The sequence below is a fragment of the Pseudonocardia yuanmonensis genome (assembly GCF_039542425.1).
Classification (GTDB): domain Bacteria; phylum Actinomycetota; class Actinomycetes; order Mycobacteriales; family Pseudonocardiaceae; genus Pseudonocardia; species Pseudonocardia yuanmonensis.
This window is the reverse complement of the sequence record NZ_BAABIC010000006.1, coordinates 1-25,343: the sequence shown is the minus strand read 5'-3', so window position 1 is coordinate 25,343 and position 25,343 is coordinate 1. Positions and strand designations below refer to the sequence as shown.

Genomic DNA, 25,343 nt, shown 5'->3' with positions numbered 1-25,343 from the left:
GCGATGGGAGGGGTGTGCCGGCGCAGATGGTTCGCTCGCAAGCTCGCTCACGTGGTCAGCTCACCTCCTTGGGAAGGGTGAAGACGACGTCCTCGGTCCCGGTCGTGGTCGTCGAGACCGCGACCGGGCCGAGGCCGGACAGACAGGACACGACCTCGTCGACGAGCTCCGGGGGCGCCGACGCCCCCGCGCTGACCCCGATCCGCCGGGCCCCGCGGAGCCAGGTCAGGTCGATCCCGCCGACGTCGTCGACGAGGTGGGCCGGGGTGCCCGCGCGGGCGGCCACCTCGGCCAGCCGGCGGGAGTTCGACGAGTTCTCCGAGCCGACGACGAGCACGAGGTCGGTCCCGGCGGCCACCGCGCGGATCGCGCGCTGGCGGTTCGTGGTGGCGTAGCAGATGTCGTCCCGGCGGGGCGCGGAGATCGCCGGGAACCGGCCACGGAGCACCGCGGCGATCCGCTCGGCCTCGTCCACCGCGAGGGTGGTCTGCATCGCGTAGGCGACGCGGCCCGGGTCGGGCGCGGTCACCGTGTGGGCCATGGCCTCGTCCTCGACCACGACGATGTCGGCGGGCGCCTCGCCGACGGTGCCCTCGACCTCCTCGTGGTCGGAGTGGCCGATGAGGAAGACCGTCTCGCCGCGGCCGGTGTGCCGCTTGACCTCGGCGTGCACCTTGGCCACGAGCGGGCAGGTCGCGTCGATGACGGCGAGGTCGCGGGCCTCCGCCTGCGCGCGGACCGCGGGGGAGACGCCGTGCGCGGCGAGCACGCAGGTCGCGCCGCGCGGCACCTCCTCGACCTCCTGGACGAAGACCGCGCCGCGCTCGGTCAGCCGCCGCACGACGTGGGCGTTGTGCACGATCTGCCGGCGGACGTAGACGGGGGCGCCGTAGCGGTCGAGCGCCCGGTCGACGATGTCGATCGCCCGCTCCACCCCGGCGCAGAAGCTGCGCGGCTCGGCGAGCACCACCTCGCGGGTGGCGGGCCCGCTCCACACCGCGGCGATCCACTCACGCAGCGCGGGCGCGGCGCGGCGCAGCGACCGCAGGGCGGCGAAGCCGCGGATCGGGGTGCCCGGCCGCGCCAAAGGTGCCTCCGGGGTGTCGACGATAGCGCGGACCACGGCGAACGGACCGTCCGCCGAGGCCTCGGCGAGCCACCCGGACTCCATGTCGACGGCCAGCGCGCCCTCCCGGCCGAGTCCCGCCCGTCGCGCCCCCTCGACCACCGTCGGCGAGGACACGATCGGCCCGAGGTGCACGCGCAGGCCGAGCCGGCGCATCGCCGCGGCGAGCGGGGCGCCGGTCGGGACGGGCACCGGCGCCCGGAAGTCGGTGAAGCGGATCTCGTCGGCCACGACGAGGTCGCCGGTCCGGACCGCCGCGTCGAGCGCCCCGGCCACGCCCGTGACCAGGACCGGACGCGGGCCGCCCGAGGCGATCCAGGCGGCCGACGCCTGCGCGCGGGCCGGGCCCATCCCGGTCCGCACGACGGTCGCGCCGCCGAGCACGCCGCGCAGGGCCGCGCGCTCCACGCCCAGCGGGGCGCAGACGACCGGCGGACCCAGGGCCGGGACGACTCGCGGGGTACTCACACGCCCACCTCCTGGCACCAGCGCCCGAGGGCGGAGACGGGGAAGACAATCCGGTAGAGGCGGTAGCGGATGTAGAAGGCGCCGGGGAAGCCGGTGCCCGTGTACATCTCCTCCTCCCAGCTGCCGTCGGGCAGCTGGGTGTCGGCGAGGAACGCGACGGCCCGCCGGGCGGTCGCGGAGCGCGCCTCGCCGGCCGCGACCAGCGCGAGCAGCCCCCACGCCGTCTGCGAGGCCGTGGACTCGCCGCGGCCGATCCAGCTCGGGTCGACGTAGGAGCGGAGATCCTCGCCCCAGCCGCCGTCGGCGTTCTGGTGGCGCTCCAGCCAGGCGACCGCCCGCCGGATCGCCGGGTCGGCGGCCGGGATCCCGGCCGCGACCAGCGCCGGGACGACCCCGCCGGTGCCGTAGACGTGGTTGGCGCCCCACCGGCCGAACCACGAGCCGTCGGACTCCTGGTGGTCGAGGAGCCAGCGGACGCCGCGCCGGCAGGCCCGTCCGTCCGCCAGGCCCTCGTGGGCGAGCATCTCGACCATGTGTGCGGTGACGTCCGCCGACGGCGGGTCGATCACCGCGCCGAAGTCGCAGAAGGGGAGCTTGGTGATGAGCTCGCGGGTGTTGTCGGCGTCGAACGCGCCCCAGCCGCCGTCCGAGGACTGCATCCCGACGCTCCATGCGACGCCGCGGTCCACGGCCGCCCGCAGCCGCTGCGGGTCGGGGTGCGCCACGCGCCGCAGGGCCAGCACGACCTCGGCGGTGTCGTCCGTGTCGGGGTAGCCGTCGTTGTCGAACTCGAAGGCCCAGCCGCCGACCGGGAGGTCGGGGCGCCGGACCGCCCAGTCCCCGCGGACGCCCCGGATCTCCTCGTCGAGCATCCAGGTCGAGGCCCGGACGAGCGCCGGGTCGTCGGCCGGGACGCCGGCGTCGAGCAGCGCGGTGACGGCCAGGCAGGTGTCCCAGACGGGGGACTGGCAGGCCTCGAGCATGCGGATCGGGCCGTCCGGGGTGTCCGTGCGGACCAGGAACCGCTCGAAGCCCTCGAGGCCGGCCCTCATCGCCGGGTGGTCGAGCGGGTAGCCGAGCAGGTGCAGCGCGAGCAGCGAGTACACCCACGGCGGCTGGATGCCGCCCCAGCCGCCGTCGGCCTCCTGGCGGGCCAGGATCCACTCCGCGCCGCGCCGCATCGCGAGCCGGCGCAGGGGCCCGACGGGCCGCCGCGCGTAGGCGTGCAGGCCGACGTCGAGCCACTGGAAGGCCCCCGCCCAGGTCCACGGCGGGTCGAAGGGCTTCGGCGCGGCCCCGGACCGCAGCTCGTCCACGTCGAAGGGCAGCGGCCTGGTGGGACGCAGGGTGGCGACGATCGTCAGCGGCACGACGGTCTGGCGGGCCCAGCAGGCCCAGTCGTAGACGTTGAGCGGGAACCACTTCGGCAGGAAGATCAGCTCCGGGGGCATGTTCGGCAGGTCGTCCCACGACCACAGCCCGAACAGGGCCAGCCAGATCCGGGTGAAGACCCGGGAGCGCTCGATCCCGCCCTCGGCCTGCACGAACTTCTCCGCCGCGCGCATGTGCTCCGCGGCGGGGTCGTCGCCGGCCAGGCGCAGCGCGACCCAGGCCTCCACGGTGGTGGAGAGGTCGCCGGGGCCGCCCGCGAAGGTCGCCCAGGTACCGTCCGAGCGCTGCTGGGAGCGGATCCAGCGCGCCGCCTCCTCGGTCTCCCGCGCCGTGCGGATGCCCAGGAACTCCCGCATCAGCAGGTCCTCGGCGTCCATCGTCACGTTGGTCTCGAGGTCGCCCTGCCACCAGCCGCGCTCGTGCTGGATCGACCTGAGGAACCCGACGGCCGCGTCGAGCGTCCGCCGGGCGTCACCCGCCTCGGTCGTGCGGTTCTCCGGTGCGGTGAGGGTCACCAGTTCTCCCTGCTCAGAGGTCACGGGGTCAGAAGTCGCGGGTCGTGAGGTGGCGCCCGAGCGCGACGAGCTCCGCGCGCGGGCCGTCGGCGAGCCCGGCACCGGTGAGGGCCCGTTCGGCGAGGTCCATCTGCCGCCGCGCCTCGGCGGCGGCCCACTCGCGCCCGCCGCCGCGTTCGACGAGGTCGGCGGCCGCGTGCAGCTCCTGTTCGGTCTGCTCGCCGGACCGGGCGAGCCACGCCGCCAGCTCCCGCCCGGCCTCCCCGCCGCGGTGCACGGCGAACGTCACCGGCAGGGACTTCTTGCGCGAGCGCAGGTCCGACAGCACGGGCTTGCCGGTGACGGCCGGGTCGCCCCAGATCCCGAGCAGGTCGTCGACCAGCTGGAAGGCCAGCCCGATCGCCGTGCCGTAGTCCCGCAGGCCGGCGACCGTCGTCGAGGGGGCGCCGACCAGGACCGCGCCGATCGCGGCGCTGGTGGCCAGCAGGGACCCGGTCTTCCCCGCGGCCATCGACAGGCACTCGTCGACGCCCACGTCCGTCCGGTCCTCGAAGGCGACGTCCTCGGCCTGCCCGCGGACCAGCTCCCGGGTGGTGGTGGCGATCAGCCGCGCGGCCTCGGCCGCGTGCGGCGACGGGTCCTCGAGCAGCACCTCGGTGGCCAGCGCCAGCAGGGCGTCGCCGCAGAGGATCGCCGAGGCCGCGCCCCAGCGGGCCCAGACGGTCGGCCGGTGGCGGCGTTCGGTGTCGCCGTCCATCAGGTCGTCGTGCAGCAGGGAGAAGTTGTGCACCAGCTCCACGGCCACGGCGCCTGCGAGCCCGGTCGCGGCGGGCGCGCCCGCGGCCCGGGCGGAGAGCAGCGCCAGCGCGGGACGCACGGCCTTGCCGCCCCCGCGGCCCGGCGAGCCGTCGAGCTCCACCCAGCCCAGGTGGTACTCGGCCTGCTCGCGGCTCGCGGTGTCCAGCCGGGCGACGGCGGCCTTCAGCGCCGGGGTGACGGTGTCCCGGCAGCCGGCGAGCAGGGCGGGGACGTCCGGCCCGGCGGGGGCCGTGTCGTGGCGGCCGAGGACGGCGGTCATGCGGCCACCTCCGCGGGGACGGCCGCGCGGTCGGCCAGGAGGGCCTCGGCCGCGGCCTCGCCGCTGCGCACCGCACCCTCCATCGTCGCGGGCCAGCCGGTGTCGGTCCACGCGCCGGCCACGTAGAGCCCGGGCAGGGCGGTGCGGGGACCGGGCCGGAGCGCGGCCTGGCCGGGCGCGCCGCGGAAGGTGGCGTGCGGCTCCCGGGTCACGAAGGACTCGAGGACCACGGCGTCCCGCGCGGCCGGCAGCAGCGCCTCCAGCGCCGGGAGGAACCGCTCCCGCAGCGTGGCCGCGGGCAGCCCGACGAGGTCGTCGGCCGCGGAGACCGAGACGGCGAGGTACTGGGCCCGCGGCCCGTACACCGTCGCGGCGCCGGACTGGTCGGTCCGGTCGAAGACCCACTGGACGGGGGTGTAGACGCCCGCCGCGAACGGGGCGTCGAGCACCCGGCGGTCGTAGACGACGTGCACGTTGACGATGGGGGTGCTGCCCAGGCGGGCGGCCCAGTCCCCGGGCAGCGGCAGCGCTCCCGGAGGCAGCAGCCGCTCCGCCGGGCCCGGTGGCACGGCGGAGACGATCCGGTCGGTCACGAGCTCCTCCTCTCCGTCGGTCGTTCCCACGAGGACCCGCCACCGGCCCCCCGGGTCGGTCCCGTCCTGCACGAGAGCCCGCACCTTCGCGGACCGCCTCACCTCCACACCGGCCGACGCGAGGGCGCGGCGGGCGGCGTCGTCGTGGATCGCGCCGAGCGGCGCGGTGGCCCAGCCGATGTCACCCGCGGCGGCGTCGGTGAGCAGGCCGAGCTGGAAGACCGTGGCGGCGAGCGCGAGGGAGGCGTCGCCGGCGCGGGCGTTCAGGGTGGCGATGCCGACCACGTCCCAGAGGGCGTCGACGGCCCGGGGCCCCTGCCCGTGCGCGGCCAGCCAGTCGCCGAAGGACCGGGCGTCCGTGGCCGGGTCCGCGCGGTCGACGCGGCCGAGCGCGAGTGCGGCCCGGGCCAGCCGGAACCGGTCGGCGACGGGCAGGTGCCGGTAGCGCAGCAGGGCGGCTCCCAGGTGCAGGGGGGCGGGCAGGCCGGTGCGGCGCAGGCGGGCCGGAGCGGCGCCGGGCGCCAGCACCGGGATGTCCAGCCGCTCCTGGAGCAGGATCAGGTCTGTGGCGCCCAGCCGCGCGACGAGATCCCGGTAGGCCGTGCAGCAGCGGAGGAGGACGTGTTGGCCGGTGTCCACGGCGAGCTCGCCCTCGGCGGAGTCGGACTGCACGGAACGGGTGAACGAGCCGGCCACCCCGCCGAGCCGGGCGCGCGACTCCAGCAGCGTGACGGCGAGCCCCGCGTCGGCGCACCGGAGCGCGGCGGCGACGCCGGCGAGCCCCCCGCCGACGACCGCGACCCGCGCCCCGCCGGTCATGCGGTCCGCCCTGCCAGGGCCCGCAGCGCTACACCGATCTTCTGTGCGCCGGACAGCGACCGCCGTTGCGCGTACACCGAGCGTGGGTCGGCGGCGATGTCCTCGAGCAGCCGCCGGTAGATCCCCGCCATGGCCCCGGCGCAGGCGGCGCTGCGCCGGTCGAGCAGGGGGAGGAGCTTCAGGCCCTCGGCGTACCAGTTGCGGGCCCGGTCCGCCGCGAAGCGGATGTAGGCCGCGAGCGCGCCGTCGGGGTCGGCCAGGGCGCCCGCCGCGTCGAGCCGCAGCTCGGCGCCGAACCGGGCGAGCTCGTCCGTGGGCAGGTAGACGCGGCCGTTGCGCAGGTCCTCGCGGATGTCCCGGAGGATGTTGGTCTGCTGCAGCGCGATCCCCAGCCGGTCGGCGTACTCCGAGGCGTGCGCGTCCGGGCGGGAGCCGAAGATGCCCAGGCAGAGCCGGCCCACCGAGCCGGCGACCTGGCGGCAGTAGACCGTCATGTCGTCGAACGTGGCGTGCGGGCGGGCGGGCTCGCCGCGACGGATCGCCTCGTCGTCCATCCGCGCATCGGCCTCGACGCCGTCGATCAGCTCCTCGAAGGCGCCGAGCGGGATCGGGTACCGGCGGGCCGCGTCGGCGACGCCGACCAGCACCGGGTCGGACCGGTCCGGTGCCTGCTCGCGCATGGCCTGCACGGACGCCCGGACCCCGGCGAGCGCGGCGGTCTTCTCCTCGAACGAGACCACGCCGATCCCGCCGGGCGGGTCGAAGTCGCCGTCGCCGATGTCGTCGATCCGGCGGGCGAGGGCGTAGACGGCCGAGAGCGCGGCGCGCTTCGGGCCCGGCAGCAGGCGGATCCCGTAGGAGAAGTTGCGGGCCTCGCGGCGGGTGATCTCCTCGCAGGCGGCGTAGGCGGCCGGGAGGTCGGTCGTGTAGTCGACGGGTGTCGGGTCGGTGGGGCGGTCGGCGTGCGGGGAGCGCGCCGTCGCGGCGGTGGTGACGGTCGGCCGGGAGGGGTCGGTCATCGGCAGCTCCGGGAGGTCGGGCGCGGGAGGTCCGGTCGGGGCCGGTCCCGGCGCGCCGTGGACGTCCGGCGGTGGCCGGACGCCGACTCGGGTGGTCGTGCGCGAGGTGCTCGTCCGTGGGGTGATCGTCCGTGCAGGAGTACCGCGGGCAGGTGTCGCAGCACATCCCGTTTCCGGCTGTGCGCGGCCTCCGCGGCGCGGCCGAGGACCTCGCCGTCGACCCGGCGCAGCGCGTCGGCCGCCGCCCGGCCGCCGGCCACGTACCCGGCCACCGCGAGGCGTGCCCAGCCGTGCAGGGCACCGACGATCGGCGTGCCGGCGTCGAGCAGCTGCTCCGCGCGCTCCGCCTCGTGCCGGACGAGCGCACGCAGGGCGTCCGTGGCGACGGGGCGGTCGAGGTCGGCCTCGGTGACCCCGAACGCGGCGCGGTCCTCGGCGGGCAGGTAGATCCGGCCCCGGCCGCGGTCCTCGCGGACGTCCTGCAGGTGCTCGAGGAGCTGCAGCGCGGTGCAGACCGCGTCCGAGGCGTGCTCGATCTCGCCGTCCGCGGGCACCTCGAAGACGGCCAGCACCAGCCGCCCGATGGGGTCCGCGGACAGCGCGCAGTAGCCGAGGAGCTGGTCCCAGGTGTCGTAGGTCGCCGTCCGCTGGTCCTGCACGTTCGCGTCGAGGAGCCGGTCGAACGGGTCGGCGGGGAGGTCCGGCGCGACCACCGCCAGCCGACGGAGCGCGGGCCGGACGGGCGCGGCCGCGTGCAGGTCCGCGCGGAAGGCCTCGAGCGCGGCGATCCGCTCGGCAGGGCTCCCGGCTCCCTCGTCGCCCAGGTCGTCGATCGTCCGGACGACGTCGTACACCGCCCGCAACCTGCGGCGGTGCCGCGCGGGGAGGATCCGCATCGCGACCGGGAAGTTCTCCGCGGACTCGGCCCGGCGCAGCCGATCGGCGGCGACGGCACCGGCCGTGTCGGCGGCCGCGTGGAGGGCAGGGTCGACGGCGGGGTCGACGGCAGGGTCGACGGCAGCGTCGACGCCGGGATCGCCGGCAGGGCCGACGGCGGTGACCGCCGTCGACGGACCCGGCGCCGCCTCGCGACCGGCCTCCGCCGAACCGGCGCGCGCGCCTCCCGACGCCCCGCCGGGCGTCCCGTTCCCCCGTCCCACGGCGCTGATCGTGTCGCAGGACGGCGGCGGGTCTCTCCTCAACGCGTGTTAATTCTTCCGGTCGAGAATTGTCACGCACGTACAAAAGTGGTGCGGTCTTCGCCCCTCCGGGCGTACAACTCCCGTGTGGACACGCCGGGGACCGGGACGGACGGGCTCGTCGAGGCCCTGCTCGCACGCGTCCCCGCCGTGCTCGAGGAGGTCAGCGCGGCATTGCTGACCGAATGGCCGGACTACGCCCGGTTCGTCGACGCGAATCGCGTGGAGGTGGCCGCGGCCGCGCACCACGCGTTGCACCACCTCGTCGCCACCAGCAACGAGGTCGACGCGACCGGGGACCTCGTCGGGGAGTACCCGTCCGGGTTCGGGGAGCAGGAGCTGTTCGAGGAGATCGGCCGGACCCAGTGGCGCGAGGGCCGGGACGTCTCGACCCTGCTGTCGGCCTTCCAGCTCGGGGCGCGGGTGTTCTGGCGGCACGTCGCGCTGGTCGCGGTGGAGCTGAACCTGGAACCGGCGGTGCTGGCCGGGCTGGCCGAGGGCGTCTTCGCGTTCGTGGACCGGCTGTCGTCGTCGGCGGCCCACGGGTTCGTGCTGGAGCAGTCGGAGGCGGCGGTCGCCCGCGAGCGGCTGCGCGAGGAGCTGGTGGAGCTGCTGCTGTCCGACCGGGCGACGGAGGGCGCGGTGCAGGCCGCCGCGGCGCGCGCGGGCTGGCAGGTGCCGCAGGAGGTCGCCGTCGTCCTGGTGCAGGACGACAGCCTGCTCGGGCACGGGGTGCTGTCCCGCTTCGACCCCGCCTCGCTCCTGATCAACCGGGCGCGGCTGTCCGGGGCGATCGTGCCGGACCCGGCGCAGAGCGGGCGGCGGCAGCGGCTGGCGGGGATGCTGCGCGGCACCCGAGCGGTCGTCGGGCCGACGGTGACCCCGGACCGGTTGCCCGCCAGCCTGCACATCGCCGAGGTGGCCGCCCGGCTGCAGCGCACCGGCGTGCTGCCCGAGGATCCCGTCTTCGCCGAGGAGCACCTGGACGCGATCATCGTGCACCGCGACGCCCGGCTGCTCGAGGTGTTGCGCGCGCAGGTGCTGCGCCCGCTGGAGGCCTCGGCGCCCGCCTCGCGGGAGCGGCTGTGCGAGACGCTCTCCGCCTACCTGCGCCACCTGGGTGACCGGCAGGCCATGGCCGCCGAGCTGCACGTCCACCCGCAGACCGTGCGCTACCGCCTGGCGAGACTCCACGAGCTGTTCGGGCCCCAGCTCGACGACCCGGAGAACCGGGCGCGGCTCCTGCTCGCGCTCGCGTGGGGCGCCCCGCGGCCGCCGGAGGCCGAGGACGTGCGGTGAACGGTCGGTGACGGGCTGCTTCCCCGGCGTGACGGATCCCACGGTCAACTGGGTCTCACTCACGTTGCCGGACTCCGCCGCCCGGCGCACCGTGGAGGGACCGACGTGGAGAGGACCCCCGACGTGCAACCCCACCGGCCAGGGAATCCGGATCATTCGGACCGCCCGCACCCGTACTCCGCGGTCGGGACCGACCGGAGCCCCCGGCGGGTGACGGATCGCATCGAGTCCGCGGCCTCCTGGGTGCTGGGCGTCCTGGGCCTGGTGCTCGTCGCCGCGGCGGTGCTGACCGGGCTGCAGCTGCACGGCAACGGGATCGACCAGGCCCGGGCGGACGCCGTGAACCGGATCTCCGTCGGGGCCACGCTCCTCCAGCCGGTCGAGAGCGCCGTCGGGGCCGACGCCGCGGCCGGCGCCATGCAGGTCACCGCACCGGCCGCCTGGGTCGCGCCGGACGGCACGCCGCGCACCGGGACCGTGCCGGTCCTGGGCTCACAGCCCGCCGGGTCCACGGTGCCGGTCTGGGTGGACCGCACGAGCGGGGCGATCGCCCCGCCGCCGGTCGACGAGCTGCAGGCGGCGGTCACCGCCGTCGTCGGCGCGCTGCTGGTGCTGATGGTCGGGATCCTGGCGCTGCTCGGGCTCCGCGCCCTCGTCCGCGCCCGGTGTGCCGCCCGCAACCACACCGAGTGGGCGCGCGAGTGGGCGCTCTACGAGCCGCTGTGGTCCGGCCGCTGACCGTGCTCACTCGGCCCGTGCTCACTCGGCCGTGACGTAGAGCCAGGCCCCGTCCTCGCGCACGAAACGGCTCCGCTCGGCCTGCACGCCCGTCCGCCCGCCGACCCGGTGGTGCGCCCGGAACTCGACGATCCCGTCGGTGTCGAGCGGGCCGCCCGCCACCCGGTCGACGATCTCGAGCCGCGTCCACTCGACGGCGGGGTCCAGGACCAGCCGCCGCGGCCGGGTCGACCGGTGCCAGGTCCGCCGCAGGTACGCCTCGTCGCCCACGGCGAAGGCCGAGAACCGGCTGCGCATCAGCTGCTCGGCGGTCGCCGCCCGCTCCCCGGCGTGCAGGCGCCCGCAGCAGGCCCCGTAGGGCTCGCCCGAACCGCACGGACAGGGCTTCACGCGCGGCCCGCGCCGTCCGCGGCCACGGCGTCGAAGACGACCGGCGCGTCCCACCCGCGCTCGGCGTAGGCCGCCGCCACGGCGTCGGCCACCCGGTCGCCGGCCTCGGTGTCGACCAGCGCGATCACGCAGCCGCCGAACCCGCCGCCGGTCATCCGCGCCCCGTGCGCACCGGCCTCCTCGGCCACCGCGGCGGCCACGTCGACGTGCGGGACGGTGATCTCGAAGTCCTCCCGCATCGACGTGTGCGAGGCCGAGAGCAGTGGCCCGATCGCCCGCGGGTCCTTACCCGCCCGCAGCCGCTCGACGACCCCCAGCACCCGGTCGTCCTCGGTCACCACGTGCCGGGCCCGGCGGCGCAGGCGCTCGTCGGTGAGGGTCTCCACGTCGGCCGCGGTCGCGTCGCGCAGCGCCGGCACACCGAGCAGCTCGGCCGCCTTCGCGCAGTCCGCCCGGCGGGCCCCGTACTGGCCGTCGACGAGCTGGTGGGGTGCCCGGGTGTCGATCACCAGCAGCCGCAGCCCGTGCCTGGCCAGCGCGAACGGGATCAGCTCGACGTGCTCGGTGCGGGTGTCGAGGAAGACGAGCCGGTCGGCGACGCCGTGCATCGCGGCCATCTGGTCCATCCCGCCCGTGGGCGCGCCGACGAACTCGTTCTCCGCCCGGCGGGCGAGGTGGGCGACCTCGGTGAGGTCGAGGGCCGTGCCGGTCAGCTCGGCGAGCGCCACCGCCACCGCGCACTCCAGCGACGCCGACGACGACAGCCCGGCCCCCACCGGCACGTCGCCCTCCACCAGCAGGTCGAGGTCGGCCACGGGCAGCCCGGCCGCGCGGAAGGCCCAGACCACCCCGGCCACGTAGGCCGCCCAGCCGGTGACCTCGCCCGGGACCACCGTGTCCGCCTCGAACACGACGGCGTCGGGCTCGCGCGAGGAGCGCACCGTGGTGACGCCCTCGGCGATCTCGGCGCCGACCAGGGTGCGCCGGTCCAGCGCCAGGGGCAGGACGAAGCCGTCGTTGTAGTCGGTGTGCTCGCCGATCAGGTTGACCCGGCCCGGCGCCGCCCACACCCCGGCGGGCGGGTGGCCGTAGGCCTCGGCGAAGCGCGCGGCGAGGCTCACGCGCCCGCCCCGCCCGTGCCCGCCCCGTCGGACCCCGTGCTGCCCGGGCCCAGGTCGCGCAGCCTCGCGGCCACGTCCTCCGGCGTCGTGTCGTTGATGAACACGCCCATGCCCGACTCGGACCCGGCCAGGTACTTGAGCTTGGTCGGCGACCGCAGGATGGAGAAGAGCTCCAGGTGCAGCCACGCGAGGTCGCGGTCGGTGCGCACCGGGGCCTGGTGCCAGGCGGCGATGTAGGGGAGCGGCCGGCCGTGGAACAGCTCCAGCCGCCCGAGCACGTCCAGCCAGATCGTGGCGAGGTCGGTCCGCTCGGCGTCCGTGAGCTCGGACAGGTCCTTGGCGTCCCGGTGCGGGTAGAGGTGCACCTCGACGGGCCACCGCGCCGCCTTCGGCACGAACGCGGTCCAGTGCTCGGAGGAGGTGACCACCCGGACGGCCTCGGTGCGCTCCCGCTCGAGGATGTCGGCGTAGAGGTTGCCGCGGGTGCGGGTGCGGTACCGGCGGGCGGACTCCAGCTGCTGCCGGGTCCGCGGGGTGACGAACGGGTAGCCGTAGATCTGCCCGTGCGGGTGGGCGAGGGTGACCCCGATCTCCGGCCCGCGGTTCTCGAAGGGGAAGACCTGCTCGACGTCCGGGCGCCCGGACAGCTCGGCGGTGCGGTCGGCGAGGGTGTCGATCACGAGCCGGACCCGGTCGGGGGGCAGGGCGCCGAACCGGCCGTCGTGGTCGCTGGTGAAGCAGACGACCTCGGCCCGGCCCACGCCGCCGGAGAAGGACGGGAAGCGGTTCTCGAACACCACCGTCTCGTAGTCCGGGGTGGGCACCTCGGTGACGCGCCCGGGGACCGTCGGGCACAGCGGGCACTGGTCGGCCGTGCCCGCGGGCTGGAAGGTCCGGGTCTGCCGGTGGCTGGCGATGGCCACCCACTCGTCGAGCAGCTCGTCGTAGCGGATCTGCGAGACGGTGTGGACCTCGGGCAGGCCGCGCTCGTCCTCGCCGGGCACCCGGCCGGGCTCGGTGTCGTACCAGAGGATGTCCCGGCCGTCGGAGAGTCTGCCGCGGGTGCGGTGCACGGTCGTGCCGCCGACGACGGCGGGGGTCGATGCCTGCGTCACGGGGGATGCTCCAACCTGGTCGTGCCGGTCCGTGCGCGTCGGGCGCAGCCGTCGGCACGCTACTCCCCGCGGGCGGGGCAGGATGGATCTCGTGGCTCTCCCGTTCCCCGACCCCGTCCCGGACCCGCTCGCCAACCCCGTCCTCTCCGCCCTCACCGGGCGGCACCGCGGGTTCGCGGACCTCCGCGGCCGCGCGGCGCGCTACCAGCCGGACGTCACGCCGTTCGCCGGGCTGCCCCTCGACCCCGCGGCCCGGGACTGGGCCGACCTCGCCGCGCTGAGCGGGCCCGGCGGGTCCGCGGTGCTGGCGGGCCCGCGCCGGACGGCGCCCGCGGGCTGGGAGACCGGCCTGGACCTGCCGGGCGTGCAGATGACCGGGGACGCGCTGGACGTCGCCCCGGACCCGGAGGCCGTGCGGCTCGGGGTGGGGGACGTGCCGGAGATGCTGGACCTCGTCGCGCGGACGAAGCCCGGTCCCTTCCTGCCGCGCACGATCCACCTGGGCACCTACCTCGGCATCCGGCGGGACGGGGCGCTGGTCGCCATGGCGGGGGAGCGGATGCGGGTGCCCGGCGCGACCGAGATCTCCGCGGTGTGCACCGATCCCGCCGCGCGCGGGCAGGGCCTGGCGGCCCGCCTGGTCCGGGCCGTGGGCGCGGTGATCCGCGAGCGCGGCGAGCGGCCCTTCCTGCACGCGGCCGCGACCAACACGACCGCGATCGGGCTCTACGAGCGCCTGGGCTTCACGGTCTCGCGCGAGCTCGAGTTCGTCGGCTACCGGGCCCCGGCGGTCAGTCCGGCGGGGTGAGGTCGTGCAGGGCCAGGACGTCGTCCACCGCCGAGGGGGACAGCACCCGGTCCAGCACGAGGATCGCGCAGCCGGTCACGCCGCTGCGCCCGGCCAGCGCGCCCGGCTCCACCCGCAACGTCTGGGTGGCGGTGGCGACGGACCGCTTGAACACCGACTCGCGGATGCCCGCGACCAGCGGCTCGTAGGCGCCGACCAGGTCGCCGCCCACGGTGATCACCGCGGGGTTCAGCAGGTTCACCGCCGAGGCCAGCACCTCGCCGATGCGCCGGCCGGCGGTCCGGACCAGCCGGACGGCCTCGGCGTCGCCGCTGCGGACCAGGTCCACGACCCCGGACACGGTGTCGACGGTGCGCCCGCGCGCGGTGAGGTCGCGGATGAGGGCGCTGCCGCTGGCCAGGATCTCCAGGCAGTCGACGTTCCCGCAGTGGCAGGGCGTGCCCGGCCCGTCGGAGACCTGGGTGTGGCCGATCTCGCCGGCCGAGCCGCGGGCGCCGCGCTGCAGCGCGCCGCCGCTCACGACGGCCGCGCCGATCCCCGTCGACACCTTGACCACGAGCAGGTCGTCGATGCCGGGGTGGGCGTGCTGCTCGGCGATGGCCATGACGTTGACGTCGTTGTCCACCCGCACCGGCACCGGGAAGCGGTCGGTGAGCAACGGCGGCAGCTTGACCTCGGCCCAGCCCGGCAGCACCGGGACACCGATGCTGCACCCCGCGACCGAGTCCACCGTGCCGGGGATCGACAGCCCGATGCCGCGGACCTGGGCCGGGTCGGTGCCGGTCTCCTCGATCAGCCGGGTGAGCCGCTCGCCGACCGCCTCCAGCACGGCGTGCGGCCCGCTCCGGACCCGCATCCGGACCGAGTCCTGGGCCAGCACGGTGCCGGCGAGGTCGCAGACGGCGAGCGAGGTCCGGCTGACGCCGACGGACGCGGCCAGCACCGTGCCGCCTGCCGTGTGGAAGGCGAGCCGGGCGGCGGGCCGGCCGCCGGTCGCCGCGCCGCCCTGCACCTCGGTGACCAGGCCCTCCTTGAGCAACCGGTCCACCCGGGCCGCCACCGCGGTCCGGGACAGACCGGTCGCGCGGCCGATCTCGGTGCGGGTGGCGACGGCACCCTGCCGGATGAGCGCGAAGATCTCGCCCGCGGTGGCCGGGGCGGACGTGGGCCTGCGGCCGCGGACGGATCCCATACCGGCACCGGTCATGACGTGGCCTCCTCACCTGCGTCGATACCGAAGATGCCACATTTTCGCTTTTCGTGTGCGCAAGGCGTGCCGTAGGGTGAACCCCGGTGTGCCGGGAAGTCTGGTCGGCGTCTGCTCTGCCGTGCCCGCACACCGAAAGGCCTTGTCCGTGAGCCGTCCCTCCCCCCTCTTCGCCCGTGGCAGCTGGCCCGAGGTCCGCCGTATCGGCGACCTGCTCCGGACCGAGACGGTGGGCGGGCTCCTGCTGGTCGGAGCCGCCGTCGTCGCGCTGGCCTGGGCGAACTCCCCCTGGCGCGACGCCTACGCCGCGCTGGGCGCGATCCGGGTCGGCCCCGCCGCGCTGCACCTGGACCTCACGCTGGCCACCTGGGCGGCCGACGGGCTGCTCGCGATCTTCTTCTTCGTGGCCGGGCTGGAGCTCAAGCGCGAGTTCGTGGCGGGCGACCTGCGCGATCCCCGCCGTGCTGCACTGCCCGTGGCCGCGGCCGTCGGCGGGATGATCGTGCCGGCGGTGATCTTCACCGCGTTGAACGTCGGCGGCGGGACGGCCGTCGGCTGGGCCATCCCCACCGCGACGGACATCGCCTTCGCCCTCGCCGTGCTGGCGGTGATCTCCACCCACCTGCCCTCGGCACTGCGCACCTTCCTGCTCACCCTCGCCGTGGTCGACGACCTGCTGGCCATCACGATCATCGCGATCTTCTACACGGACGAGCTGCACCCGGTGCCGCTGCTGCTCGCGCTGGTCCCGCTCGCCCTGTTCACCGTCCTGGTGCAGCGCCGGGTCCGGTCGTGGTGGCTGCTGCTCCCGCTCGCCGCCCTGACCTGGGGGCTCGTGCACGCCTCCGGGGTGCACGCCACCGTCGCCGGCGTGCTGCTCGGGTTCGCGGTGCCGGTGGTGCGGCGCGCCGAGGGCCCCGGCCCCGGTCTCGCCGAGCACTTCGAGCACCGGTTCCGGCCGCTGTCCGCCGGGGTCGCGGTGCCGGTGTTCGCCTTCTTCGCCGCCGGCGTGTCCGTCGTCGACGCCGGGGCGGAGGCGTTCCTGCACCCGGTGGCCCTCGGCACGATCCTCGGCCTGTTCGTGGGCAAGACCGTGGGCGTGCTCGGTGCGACGTGGGCGGTCCAGCGGTTCACCCGGGCGCAGCTCGCCGAGGGGCTGAGCTGGTGGGACGTGCTCGGCCTTTCCGTGCTGGCCGGCATCGGGTTCACGGTGTCGCTGCTGATCGGCGAGCTGGCCTTCGGGACGGGCTCGGCGATCGACGGCGAGGTCAAGATCGGCGTGCTCACCGGCTCGCTGCTCTCGGCGCTCGTCGCGAGCGTGATCCTGCGCATCCGCAACGTCCGCTACCGGCGGATGGAGCTGGAGGAGGCGGTGGACTCCGACGCCGACGGGATTCCGGACGTCTACCAGCGGCGCGAGGACTGAGGGGCTGCAGCTGGGCTGCAGCGGGCTGCAGAGTGGCCGCAGCGGGACCACCAGGGCACGCACGCAGTTCCCTTGCTCACGACCGCGTGAGATCCCGGTTTCGCACCTGGAAGATGGAACCAGTGACCGCCACGCACGAAACCGCCTCGCCCGCGCCCCTCCAGAGCCCGCCCCGCGCCGTCGCCCCCGCCCTCCTCGTCGCCGCGATCCTGCTGCTCGCGCTGAACCTGCGCGGCCCGATCGTCGCCGTCTCGCCGGTCACCGAGGCGATCCGCGCCGACCTGGGGATCGACGCCGGGACCGCCGGGCTGCTCACCAGCCTGCCGGTGCTCTGCTTCGGCCTGGCCACGCCGCTGGCGTCGGCCCTGCTGGCCCGCACGGGGCCCGGCCGCGGGGTGCTGGTCGCGCTGGGTGTGCTGCTCGCCGGGACGGTGGTGCGGTCCCTCGACGGGCTCCCGGCCGCGGTCGCCGGCACCCTGCTGATCGGCGCGGCGATCACCGTCGGCAACGTGGCGGTGCCGGTGGTCATCGGTCGCGACCTGCCGCGGCAGGCGGGCGCCGTGCTCGGCATGTACACCGCGGCGCTCAACGTCGGCTCGATGATCACGCTGTCGCTGACCGTGCCGATCGCCGGCGCCACGGACTGGCGGTTCGCGCTGGCGTCGTGGGGCGTGCTGGTGCTGGTCGCGGCCGCGGTGTGGTGGTGGGCGACCCGGTCGCTGCACGAGACCGCGCCGGACGGGTCCACCGCGGCCGGGACCGCGGTCGTCGCCGGCCCGGTCTGGTGGCGCCGCCCGGTCGTCTGGGGCCTCACCATCGCCTTCGCCGGGCAGGCCTTCGCCTACTACGGCGTGACGGCCTGGCTGCCGCTGCTGCTCGGCGACGAGCTCGGGATGACGGACTCCGCGGCCGGGGTCAGCTCGTCGATCTTCCAGATCGCCGCGATCGTCGGCGCCTTCGGCGTGCCCGTGCTGCTCCGCCTCTGCCCCTCGCCGCGGATCGTCGTCACCGTCGTCTGCGTGGCGTGGGCGGCGCTGCCGCTCGGCCTGCTGCTCGCCCCGGAGAGCTGGGCCGTGTGGTGCGCGCTGGGCGGGGCCGCGCAGGGCGGCGGCATCACGGTGATCTTCTCGCTCGTCGTGCGGCGGGCGCGTGACCTGGTGGAGAACCGCCGCATGTCCGCGCTGGTCCAGGGCGGCGGCTACACCGTCGCGGCCACCGGCCCCTCCGTGGTGGGCGCGGTGCACGAGGCGACCGGCGCCTGGTCCGCGCCGCTGCTCGTGGTGCTCGCCGCCGTGCTCGTGCTGTTCACCGGCGGCCTCGCCGCGGCCGGACGCACCGGCTGACTTCCTTTTCCGGCTCCGTGTATCCGGGGACCGTCCGCCGCGCTCTGTTCCGGCGTGGGGGAGGGTGCCGCCGGGCCGGGGCCAAGGGGGTGGCGCAGTCACGGGCCGGGGGTCCCGTGCCTGCGGTCGTCCCGGCCCGTCGGGCTCCCACGGCCCGGCCGCGTCACGGGCGGGTCGACCTGCTGGACCAGGAGGCCCGGGCTGAATACCGTGCGCAGAGTGACCGCCCCGGCCCGTCCGCCCCTGATCGGACGTACCGACGAGCTGCGGTCCCTCGGGGAGATGTTCGAGGCGGCCCGTGCCGGCACGCCGGGGGTCGCGCTCGTCTGCGGCGAGGCGGGCGTCGGCAAGTCGCGGCTGGTCGCCGAGCTGGCCGCCCTGGCCGGCCGATCCGGAGCCGTCGTGCTCGCCGGCGCCGCGGTCGACGTGGGGGAGAGCCCGCCGCTGCTGCCGCTCACCCTCGCCGTGCGCGCGCTGGCCCGCGAGCCCGCCGGCAAGGCGGTCGTCGAGCCCTGGCGGGGCGAGCTGGAGGCCCTCGGGCTGCTGCCGCCGTCGCCGGGCGGGGCGCCACAGGTCGTCCCGCACCCGCTCGACGCGGCCGGCCGGGTCCTGCTCGGCCTCGCCGCCGACCGGCCCGTCCTGCTGGTCGTCGAGGACGTCCAGTGGGCGGACCGCGCCACCAGGGACCTGCTCTCCTACCTCACGGCGATCATGATGGACGCCCGGCTGCTCGTCGTCGTCACGCACCGCGAGGGCGGGGGCTCGCCCGGGCTGGACGAGCTGGGGCTCGGGGGGTTGCGCCGGCACCCGCGGGTGCGCGCGGTCCCGCTCGGCCCGCTCGACCGGCCGGGGATCGCCGAGCTGGTGACCCGCGAGCCGCTGCCGGCCACCGAGGTCGAGGACCCGGTCGAGCTGGTCTGGCAACGCTCCCGCGGCAACGCCTTCATCGCCGAGGAGACCGTCCGGGCCCTGCGGGACCGCGACCCGATGGCGGTGTCCGGCACCCTGCGCGACCTCGTCCTCGGCCGGGTGCGGGCGCTGCCGGAGGACGCGCGCACCGTCGTCCGGGCCCTGTCGGTCGCCGAGGGCCCCGTCTCCCACGAGCTCGCGCAGCTGGTCACCGGGCTGCCGCCGGACCGCCTGCTCACCGCCGTCCGGTACGTCGTCGAGGAGGGGTCGGTCGTCCTCGACGGCCCCGGCGCCGAGGGCGGCGACGACGGCTACCGGCTGCGGCACGGGCTGGCCGTCGACGTCGTGGCCGCGGACCTGCTGCCCGCCGAGCGTCGCGACCTGCACCGGCGGTACGCCGCCGCGCTCGCCGAGCTCACCGCGGGCGCCGACCGGTCGGCGGTCGCCGCGCTCCTCGCCCACCACTGGGACCGGGCGGGGGACGACGCGCGGGCGCTCACCGCCGCCGCCGACGCCGCCAGCGCCGCCGAGCGAGTGCACGGCTACGCAGACGCCTACCGGCACTGGCGCCGGGTCGCCGACCTGGTCGCCGGGCGGTCCGCGCCGGCCCGGCCGCGGCCCGAGCGGCCGCCCGAACCGGTCGTCACGGTCGGCCTGGACCGGCCCGCCAGCCTGGAACGGGCCGCCGAGGCCGCCCACCTGGCGGGCGAGCACGACGCCGCGGTGAGCGTGCTGCAGGAACGGATCGGGCTGACCGACCCCGCCGACCCCCGGCGGGCCACGCTCGTCGCCAGGCTGGGGGACTACCTGCTCGCCGCGGGGCGCGGCGTCGAGGCGGAGGGCGCGTACCGGGAGGCGCTGCGGCTGGGCGGGGAGGCGCACGTCGGGCTGCTCGCCGGGCACGCCGAGGCGCTGCAGGCCGCGGGCCGGTTCGCCGACGCCCGCGCCGAGGCCACCCGCGCCCTCGAGGCCGCCCGGCGCTCGGGCAGCCTCGACGAGCAGGCGCGCGTGCTCGTGACGCTCGGGTTCAGCCTGGCCTACCTGGAGGACACGCAGGCCGGCGCGGCCGCGCTCGCGGAGGGACTCCGCGTGGCCGAGGCGAGCGGCTCACCCGCCGTGCTCGGCAGCGCCTACCACCGGCGGGCCGAGCTCCTCTCCGGGCCGCTCAACGCGCTGTCCGAAGGCATAGACCTCGCCCTGGCCGGGGCCGAACGCCTCACCGAGCTGGGGCTGGGCCGCACCCACGGCGTGCGGCTGCTCGCACTCGCCGCCAACGGGCAGTTCCGCTGCGGGCGCTGGGACGAGGCCGTCGAGGTGATCGACCAGGCCTTCCGCGCCCGGCCGTCCGGCAGCGAGGCGCTGGACATCCGGCTCTCGCGCGGGCGCATGCGGGTCGGGCGCGGAGACCTCACCGGCGCCGCCGAGGACCTCGACGCCGTCGCGATGCTGGCCCACGACACGGTCGGGGCCCGGTACCGCGTCCCGCTGCTCACCCTGCGCGCCGGGCTGGACATGTACCAGGGCCGGCCGGAGCGGGCGGTCGGGCACACGATCGCCGGGCTGGACGTGGTCGAGGGCGGGCACGACGACGTCTGGCTGGAGGCCCCGCTCATCTGGCACGGGATGCGCGCCCATGCCGAGACGGTCCGGCTGGACCGGCCCCCTCCGCCCGACGACGTCGTCGACCGGCTCCGGGCGTCCTTGGCCGGCCTGCACGACCGGGCCCGGCGGGCCGTGCCCATGGTCGCCGGGCTGGTCGGGGTGTTCGCGCAGATGTGCGACGCCGAGGTGACCCGCGCGGACGGCGACTCCGACCCCGACCTCTGGGGTGAGGTGGCGGCGCAGTGGCGGCGCCGGGACCAGCCCTACAACGTGGCCTACGCGCAGCTGCGCCGCGCCGAGGCGTTGCTGGCGCGGCGCACGCGCAGCCGCGCGGCCGCCGACGCGCTCACCGAGGCGCACACCATCGCGGGACAGCTGCGGGCGGTGCCGTTCCTGGAGGAGGTCCGCGACCTCGGCAGACGGGCGCGGATCCCACTGCCGGACCCGGAGCGCGTCGTCGTGTCCGGGGAGGTCGCCGCGGCGTCGGGTGCGCCGGGGTCGGCCGGGGCGCGGGTCCCGACACCCCGCACGCCGAGCAAGCGGGACGTCCTGGCGTCCCTGACCCCTCGCGAGGTCGAGGTGCTCGGCGAGATCGCGGTCGGGCACACCAACCGGGAGATCGCGCAGCGGCTGTTCATCAGCGAGAAGACGGTGGGCATCCACGTCACCCATCTGCTGGCCAAGCTCGGGGTGCGGAGCCGGGTGCAGGCGGGGGCGGTCTACCTCCGCGCCGCCCCGACCGAGACCCGTCCCACGCCCTGACCGGCGAGTCGGGAGTTCCTGCAGCGCGAGTCGCGCTCCTGGCTTCCGCGAGTCGCGCTCCGGGTTCCCGCGAGTCGCGCTCCGGGTTCCCGCGAGTCGCGCTGTGGGTTCCCGCGAGTCGGGAGCTCCTGCACCGGGTGGCTCGCGAAGCAGCTCGGACGGGCACCGTCCGGGCTGCTCCCGCTCAGCCCGCCGCGGAACCGGCGGTGGGGGCGAGCCCCCGCAGGGCCGGGTGGGCGGAGCCGAGGCCCCGCTCCACCGCGAGCCGGCGGAGCTGGTCGAGGGCGCGGGCGCGGGTGGGCCCGATGGAGCCGGTGGGGATGCCGGTGACCCGGCTGATCCGCTCGTAGCTCCAGGAGTCCTCGCCGAAGAGTGCCGCGATGAGCAGCCGCCGCCGGCGCGGCAGGTCCGCGACCAGTGCCCGCAGCTCCCGGGCGATGTCGGCGTCGACGGCGCGCTGCTCGGGGCCGGGCGTCGGCTCGGCGACGGCCACGCCGGCGTCCTCGACGGGGACCCCGGCGTGCGCCGCGCGGTCCAGGATCCGCAGACACTCGCGGCCCGCGACGGTCGAGAGCCAGCCCGGGAGCCGGTCGACGTCGTTGATCCGGTCGGCGTTCTGGGCCAGCCGCAGCCAGGTGGCGGCCACGGCGTCGTCCGCGTCGGCGGGCTGCAGCCGGAAGCCGCGGACCCGGGACCGGACGAGCCGCTCGTACCGGGTGACGACGTCGCGCCACGCGACCGGGTCGCCCGCGGCCAGCCTGACCAGCAGGTCCGGCTCGGACGGCGGGGCGGCGGCGGTCGGCGGGACGGGCGCACCGGTGCCGGACGGGGGTGTGACGGGCGTGCGCATGGATACCTCCGAGGGGGTCCTGCGCGGCCGGGGCACCGGCTCGCTGATGACCCCTCAGAGACTTCCGTCCGGAGGGCCTCCCGCGCGTCTGGACAACCCCCTAGGAGGGTCGCGGGGACCCCCCTATTTCCGCGGGGGACCACCCCCGCCGCCCGTGGGTGCACCGCTCCGCGGCCGGGGGTGGACCCCCGCCGGCCGTGGTCGGCCCGAGGTCAGCGTGAGGTGCGCACGTCCGTCGGCCCGGCCCGGCGGGCCGCGTGCTCCGCGGCGGCCGGGGAGTGCCCGCGGCGGGCCGGGTCCCACTCACCGGTGTCCGGGGGCTCGGCGGCGGACCGCTCACGCGCCGGCTCGCCGCACGCCTCGGTGTGCAACGCGGAGTGGACCCACCGGATGGTGCCGTCGGGCAGCACGCGGTCGATGTGGGCCAGGGTGGTGTAGCGCTCGCGAGCGGTGTCGATGGGCGCGTAGCACCGCTCGCACAGGTGGACCTGCAACTCGCCTCCCACGGCTCGGGGCAGGGGCCCCGGTTCGGCGCTGAGACGAGGCTGGATCGGACGTCGAGTTGCCCGATTCTCGCACGCGAAACCTCCTTCCCCCAGGTCGCACGGGGTGGCGTCGCGCACGTCCCGGGATTGTCGGAGGGCGGTTGTACGCTCGCCGCAGCACGAATCGCACGCATGTAGTTCGCCCGTCAGGAGGTTCGCGAGTGCGTCTGGTCCACGCCGCCGACCTGCACCTCGACAGCCCGTTGCTCGGGCTGTCCCGGCTCGAGGACTCCGACCTGGCGGACACCCTGCGCCGCGCCACCCGCCGGGCGTGCGAGAACCTCGTCGACCTCACCGTGGCCGGACGGGCGGACGCGCTGCTCCTCGCGGGGGACGTGTACGACGGCGACTGGCGGGACTACGCCACCGGCGCCTTCTTCGTCCGGCAGATGTCCCGGCTGCACGACGAGGGGATCCCGGTCTTCCTGATCAACGGCAACCACGACGCGGAGAGCGAGATCACCCGCTCGCTCCGGCTGCCGCCGAACGTGCACCGGCTGGCCACGGACCGCCCCGAGACCGTGGTGCTCGACGATCTCGGGCTGGCGGTGCACGGGCAGGGCTTCGCCACCCGCGCCGTGCTGGAGAACCTGGTCCCGGCCTACCCGGACCGGATCCCCGGCCTGGTCAACGTGGGCCTGCTGCACACCTCCGTGCTGGGGGCGGAGGGACACGACTCGTACGCCCCCTGCACCCCGGAGGACCTCGTCCGCTGCCGCTACGAGTACTTCGCCCTCGGGCACGTGCACGAGCGCCGCGTGGTGAACGACGGCGAGCACGTCGCCGCGTTCAGCGGGAACCTGCAGGGCCGCCACCCCCGCGAGCCCGGGGCGAAGGGCGCGACGGTGGTCGAGGTCGAGCCCGGCGGCCGGGCCGAGCTGCGGCACGAGGTGTGCGACGTGGCCCGCTGGACCCATGTCCGGCTCGACGCGAGCCCGTGCGCGGACGCGGAGGAGGTCCTCGAGGCGCTCGACGCCGAGCTGCGCGGGATCGGGCTGGCCGCCGGTTCCCGGCCGGTCGCCGCCCGGGTGACGCTCGACGGGCCCACCCCCGCGGCGCCCGCCCTGCTCGACGCGGACTGGCTGCGCGCGGAGATCGACATCGTGGCCGAGAAGTCCGGCGCCGTGGTCGAGATGGTGCGCAACCGCACCCGGAGCCCGCGTCCGGAGGACCTGCCGGCGGAGGCCGTCGCGGCGGTCGACGAGGAGCTGGCCGGGGCGGTCGCGGTGGCCGCGTCGCGGCTGGTGGCGGAGCCGGAGCGGGCCGGGGAGCTCGTGGCCGTGCTCGAGCGCGAGGCGGGGCGACGGCTGCGCGGGGCCGGGCTGGACCTGCGGGACCCGGCCGGGCTGGCCGAGCTGGCCCGGCGGGCGGAGGAGGAGCTGCGGGCCCGCCTCGCCGGCACGGACCCGGCACGCGGATCGGCGGCCTGACGGGTGCGGATCACCGGGCTCACCCTCGAGCGCTACGGCACCCACGAGGGCCGGGTGCTCACGCTCGGCCGTGGGCTCACCCTGGTCACCGGGCCGAACGAGGCGGGCAAGTCGACGCTGCTCGACGCCGTCTCGGACCTGTTGTGGGGTTTCCCGCGCCCGGTCCGACACGCCTACGCCGCCTCGCCCGCCCGGCTCGCCCTCACCGCCGAGGTCGCGCTGCCCGGCGCCGATCTCGTGGTCCGGCGCACCACGCGCGGGCTCTTCGGCCCCGGTGAGGAACCGCTGGAGGCACCCTGGGGCCCGGGCGGCGCGCAGGCCCGCCGCACCTGGCAGCAGAGCTTCGGCCTCGGGCACGAGGCGCTGCGCGAGGGCGGCGCGCGGCTGTGCCAGGGCGGCGGGGAGCTGGCCGAGCTGGTCTTCACCGCGCGGAGCGGCCGGGACGTGCGGGCGATCCTCGCGGAGCTCGACGAGGAGGCGGACCGCCTCTACAAGGAACACCGGAACGCGCAGAAGGTCGAGCTGCGCCGCGCGCTGTCCGCCTACGAGCACGCGGACGCCGCCGCGGCCGAGCAGATGTCCCGGGCGGGCGACGTCGCGGCCCTGGCCGAGGAGATCGGCCGGCTGGAGCGGCGGTCGGCCGCGCTGGCCCGGGACCGGGAGAGCGCGGGGCGGGCCGGCGCCGAGGCGCAGCAGCGGGTGCGGGCCTATCCGGCGGCGCGGGACGTGGCGCGGCTGCGCGCGGACCTCGCCGCCCTCGCGGCCTCCGGGGTGGTGCTCGACGCCACCCGACTCGCGGAGTTCGACACCGCGCGGGAGGCCCGGGACCGGGCGGAGGAGACGCTCGCCGAGCTCGACGACCGGCTGCGGGAGCTGCGCGCCGAGCGGGCCGAGATCCGCGTCGACGACGCCGTGACGGCGGACGCCGAGCAGATCCACCGGCTGGACGGCGAGCGCCAGGCCCGGCAGGCCGAGGCCGAGCGGCTGGGCACGCTGCGGACCGACGCGGCGGATCGCACCCGGCGCGCCGAGGAGCTGCTCGAGCGGATCGAGCCGGGCGTCGAGCCCCGCGCCGTGCGCCGCCGCCTGGAGGCGCTCACGGTGCCCGCCGACCGGGCCGCCGATCTCGACGTGCTGGCGGCCGCGGTGGAGCGGGCGGCCGCCGCGGCGGACCGGGCCGACGAACAGCACCGCGAGGCCCGCCGCACGGCCCGGGAGGCCGCGGAGGGCGCCGCCGGTCCCGACTCCGCCGCGGTCGCACGGGTGGCCGAGGCGCGCCGCTCGGTCCTGGCCGAGGGCTCCGCCTGCGCCCTGCGGAGGGCGGCGCTGCGCGAGGCCGCCCACGCCGTCCTCCGTGCCCGCACCGCGCTGGAGGGCACCGGACTGGGTGCGCGGCCGGCCGTCCCGGGGGATCCGACGGCGGCCGACGCCGGCGCCGCACCGGCTGAGGCCCTCTCGACCGCCCCGGTCGGCGGGGACCCGCTCCCGCCGGTCCCCGAACCCCCGGCCGCGGCGCGGATCGCCGCGCACCGGACCGCGCTGCGGCAGGCCGCGGAGGCGGACGGGCAGGCCCGGCGCGAGGTCCACCG

General features: G+C 76.7%; 20 protein-coding genes. 8 read left to right on the top strand and 12 right to left on the bottom strand.

All coding sequences use genetic code 11. The features are described from left to right. Positions 1–55: 55 nt before the first annotated feature. Genes ispH through hpnC form a run of 6 tightly spaced genes read right to left on the bottom strand, consistent with a single transcriptional unit; the run spans position 56 to position 8,170 of the window. Positions 56–1,594: a 4-hydroxy-3-methylbut-2-enyl diphosphate reductase gene (gene ispH / locus ABD990_RS10290; RefSeq protein ID WP_345380059.1), complete on the bottom strand. Its 1,539-nt coding sequence runs from the start codon at positions 1,592–1,594 to the stop codon at positions 56–58. Further along, positions 1,591–3,501, bottom strand: coding sequence for a squalene--hopene cyclase (shc, locus tag ABD990_RS10285; protein WP_345380058.1), 1,911 nt, complete (start codon positions 3,499–3,501; stop codon positions 1,591–1,593). The genes ispH and shc overlap by 4 nt, the downstream gene beginning before the upstream one ends. A gap of 28 nt (positions 3,502–3,529) precedes the next feature. Then, a complete protein-coding gene (locus ABD990_RS10280) occupies positions 3,530–4,579 on the bottom strand; it encodes a polyprenyl synthetase family protein (protein WP_345380056.1) in 1,050 nt (349 codons plus the stop codon). Beyond that, the gene (gene hpnE / locus ABD990_RS10275; protein WP_345380055.1) at positions 4,576–5,991 is read right to left on the bottom strand and encodes a hydroxysqualene dehydroxylase HpnE; all 1,416 of its coding nucleotides are present in this window, start codon (positions 5,989–5,991) and stop codon (positions 4,576–4,578) included. Before hpnE ends, ABD990_RS10280 begins: the two co-directional genes overlap by 4 nt. Continuing rightward, on the bottom strand, positions 5,988–7,010 hold the full coding sequence (locus ABD990_RS10270; RefSeq protein WP_345380054.1) for a squalene/phytoene synthase family protein: 1,023 nt from the start codon (positions 7,008–7,010) through the stop codon (positions 5,988–5,990). The genes hpnE and ABD990_RS10270 overlap by 4 nt, the downstream gene beginning before the upstream one ends. Continuing rightward, complete coding sequence (gene hpnC / locus ABD990_RS10265) at positions 7,007–8,170, bottom strand: squalene synthase HpnC (RefSeq protein WP_345380053.1); 1,164 nt, start codon at positions 8,168–8,170, stop codon at positions 7,007–7,009. Before hpnC ends, ABD990_RS10270 begins: the two co-directional genes overlap by 4 nt. A gap of 126 nt (positions 8,171–8,296) precedes the next feature. Between hpnC and ABD990_RS10260 the strand changes: the two genes are divergently transcribed. Both ABD990_RS10260 and ABD990_RS10255 read left to right on the top strand, forming a co-directional pair. Beyond that, complete coding sequence (locus ABD990_RS10260; RefSeq protein WP_345380052.1) at positions 8,297–9,508, top strand: PucR family transcriptional regulator; 1,212 nt, start codon at positions 8,297–8,299, stop codon at positions 9,506–9,508. A 210-nt stretch (positions 9,509–9,718) separates the two neighbouring features. Next, entirely contained in the window at positions 9,719–10,246 is a 528-nt protein-coding gene (locus ABD990_RS10255; RefSeq protein WP_345380051.1) for an Rv1733c family protein, read from the top strand. A gap of 21 nt (positions 10,247–10,267) precedes the next feature. Here the strand turns inward: ABD990_RS10255 and ABD990_RS10250 are convergent, their stop codons facing one another. From ABD990_RS10250 to galT, 3 genes are read right to left on the bottom strand one after another with little or no spacing between them, the layout of a single operon-like run. Then, a complete protein-coding gene (locus tag ABD990_RS10250; protein WP_345380050.1) occupies positions 10,268–10,636 on the bottom strand; it encodes a YchJ family protein in 369 nt (122 codons plus the stop codon). After that, on the bottom strand, positions 10,633–11,757 hold the full coding sequence (gene galK / locus ABD990_RS10245; protein ID WP_345380048.1) for a galactokinase: 1,125 nt from the start codon (positions 11,755–11,757) through the stop codon (positions 10,633–10,635). The genes ABD990_RS10250 and galK overlap by 4 nt, the downstream gene beginning before the upstream one ends. After that, positions 11,754–12,830 carry a galactose-1-phosphate uridylyltransferase gene (galT, locus tag ABD990_RS10240; protein WP_345380476.1) on the bottom strand — a complete coding sequence of 359 codons (1,077 nt, stop codon included), beginning with the start codon at positions 12,828–12,830 and terminating at the stop codon, positions 11,754–11,756. The genes galK and galT overlap by 4 nt, the downstream gene beginning before the upstream one ends. Positions 12,831–12,963: 133 nt before the next feature. Between galT and ABD990_RS10235 the strand changes: the two genes are divergently transcribed. Then, positions 12,964–13,680, top strand: coding sequence for a GNAT family N-acetyltransferase (locus ABD990_RS10235; protein WP_345380047.1), 717 nt, complete (start codon positions 12,964–12,966; stop codon positions 13,678–13,680). Here ABD990_RS10235 and ABD990_RS10230 read toward each other — a convergent pair. Beyond that, on the bottom strand, positions 13,664–14,887 hold the full coding sequence (locus ABD990_RS10230) for an ROK family transcriptional regulator (RefSeq protein ID WP_345380045.1): 1,224 nt from the start codon (positions 14,885–14,887) through the stop codon (positions 13,664–13,666). The genes ABD990_RS10235 and ABD990_RS10230 overlap by 17 nt on opposite strands. A 142-nt stretch (positions 14,888–15,029) precedes the next feature. Between ABD990_RS10230 and nhaA the strand changes: the two genes are divergently transcribed. The 3 genes from nhaA to ABD990_RS10215 all read left to right on the top strand — a co-directional run bounded on the left by nhaA (position 15,030) and on the right by ABD990_RS10215 (position 20,929). Continuing rightward, positions 15,030–16,313 carry a Na+/H+ antiporter NhaA gene (gene nhaA / locus ABD990_RS10225; RefSeq protein WP_345380044.1) on the top strand — a complete coding sequence of 428 codons (1,284 nt, stop codon included), beginning with the start codon at positions 15,030–15,032 and terminating at the stop codon, positions 16,311–16,313. 122 nt (positions 16,314–16,435) lie between these two features. Further along, positions 16,436–17,656 (top strand): MFS transporter, encoded by a 1,221-nt coding sequence (locus ABD990_RS10220; protein WP_345380043.1) that lies wholly within the window; start codon positions 16,436–16,438, stop codon positions 17,654–17,656. Positions 17,657–17,875: 219 nt separating this feature from the next. Then, positions 17,876–20,929, top strand: coding sequence for a helix-turn-helix transcriptional regulator (locus ABD990_RS10215; protein WP_345380042.1), 3,054 nt, complete (start codon positions 17,876–17,878; stop codon positions 20,927–20,929). Between the two features lie 184 nt (positions 20,930–21,113). Here the strand turns inward: ABD990_RS10215 and ABD990_RS10210 are convergent, their stop codons facing one another. Both ABD990_RS10210 and ABD990_RS10205 read right to left on the bottom strand, forming a co-directional pair. Continuing rightward, positions 21,114–21,779, bottom strand: a complete 666-nt coding sequence (locus tag ABD990_RS10210) for an RNA polymerase sigma factor (protein WP_345380041.1) — start codon at positions 21,777–21,779, stop codon at positions 21,114–21,116. Between the two features lie 212 nt (positions 21,780–21,991). Beyond that, complete coding sequence (locus ABD990_RS10205) at positions 21,992–22,273, bottom strand: hypothetical protein (RefSeq protein ID WP_345380040.1); 282 nt, start codon at positions 22,271–22,273, stop codon at positions 21,992–21,994. 212 nt (positions 22,274–22,485) lie between these two features. Between ABD990_RS10205 and ABD990_RS10200 the strand changes: the two genes are divergently transcribed. Beyond that, positions 22,486–23,754, top strand: coding sequence for a metallophosphoesterase (locus tag ABD990_RS10200; protein WP_345380038.1), 1,269 nt, complete (start codon positions 22,486–22,488; stop codon positions 23,752–23,754). A gap of 3 nt (positions 23,755–23,757) precedes the next feature. Beyond that, on the top strand, positions 23,758–25,343 hold a 1,586-nt coding region (locus ABD990_RS10195; protein ID WP_345380037.1), incomplete at its 3' end, for an AAA family ATPase.

Coding starts and splice junctions, on each gene's coding strand:
- ABD990_RS10230 (WP_345380045.1), bottom strand. CDS start 14,887: ATGACCGGTGCCGGTATGGGATCCGTCCGCGGCCGCAGGCCCACGTCC.
- ABD990_RS10280 (WP_345380056.1), bottom strand. CDS start 4,579: ATGACCGCCGTCCTCGGCCGCCACGACACGGCCCCCGCCGGGCCGGAC.
- ABD990_RS10270 (WP_345380054.1), bottom strand. CDS start 7,010: ATGACCGACCCCTCCCGGCCGACCGTCACCACCGCCGCGACGGCGCGC.
- hpnE (WP_345380055.1), bottom strand. CDS start 5,991: ATGACCGGCGGGGCGCGGGTCGCGGTCGTCGGCGGGGGGCTCGCCGGC.
- ABD990_RS10210 (WP_345380041.1), bottom strand. CDS start 21,779: ATGCGCACGCCCGTCACACCCCCGTCCGGCACCGGTGCGCCCGTCCCG.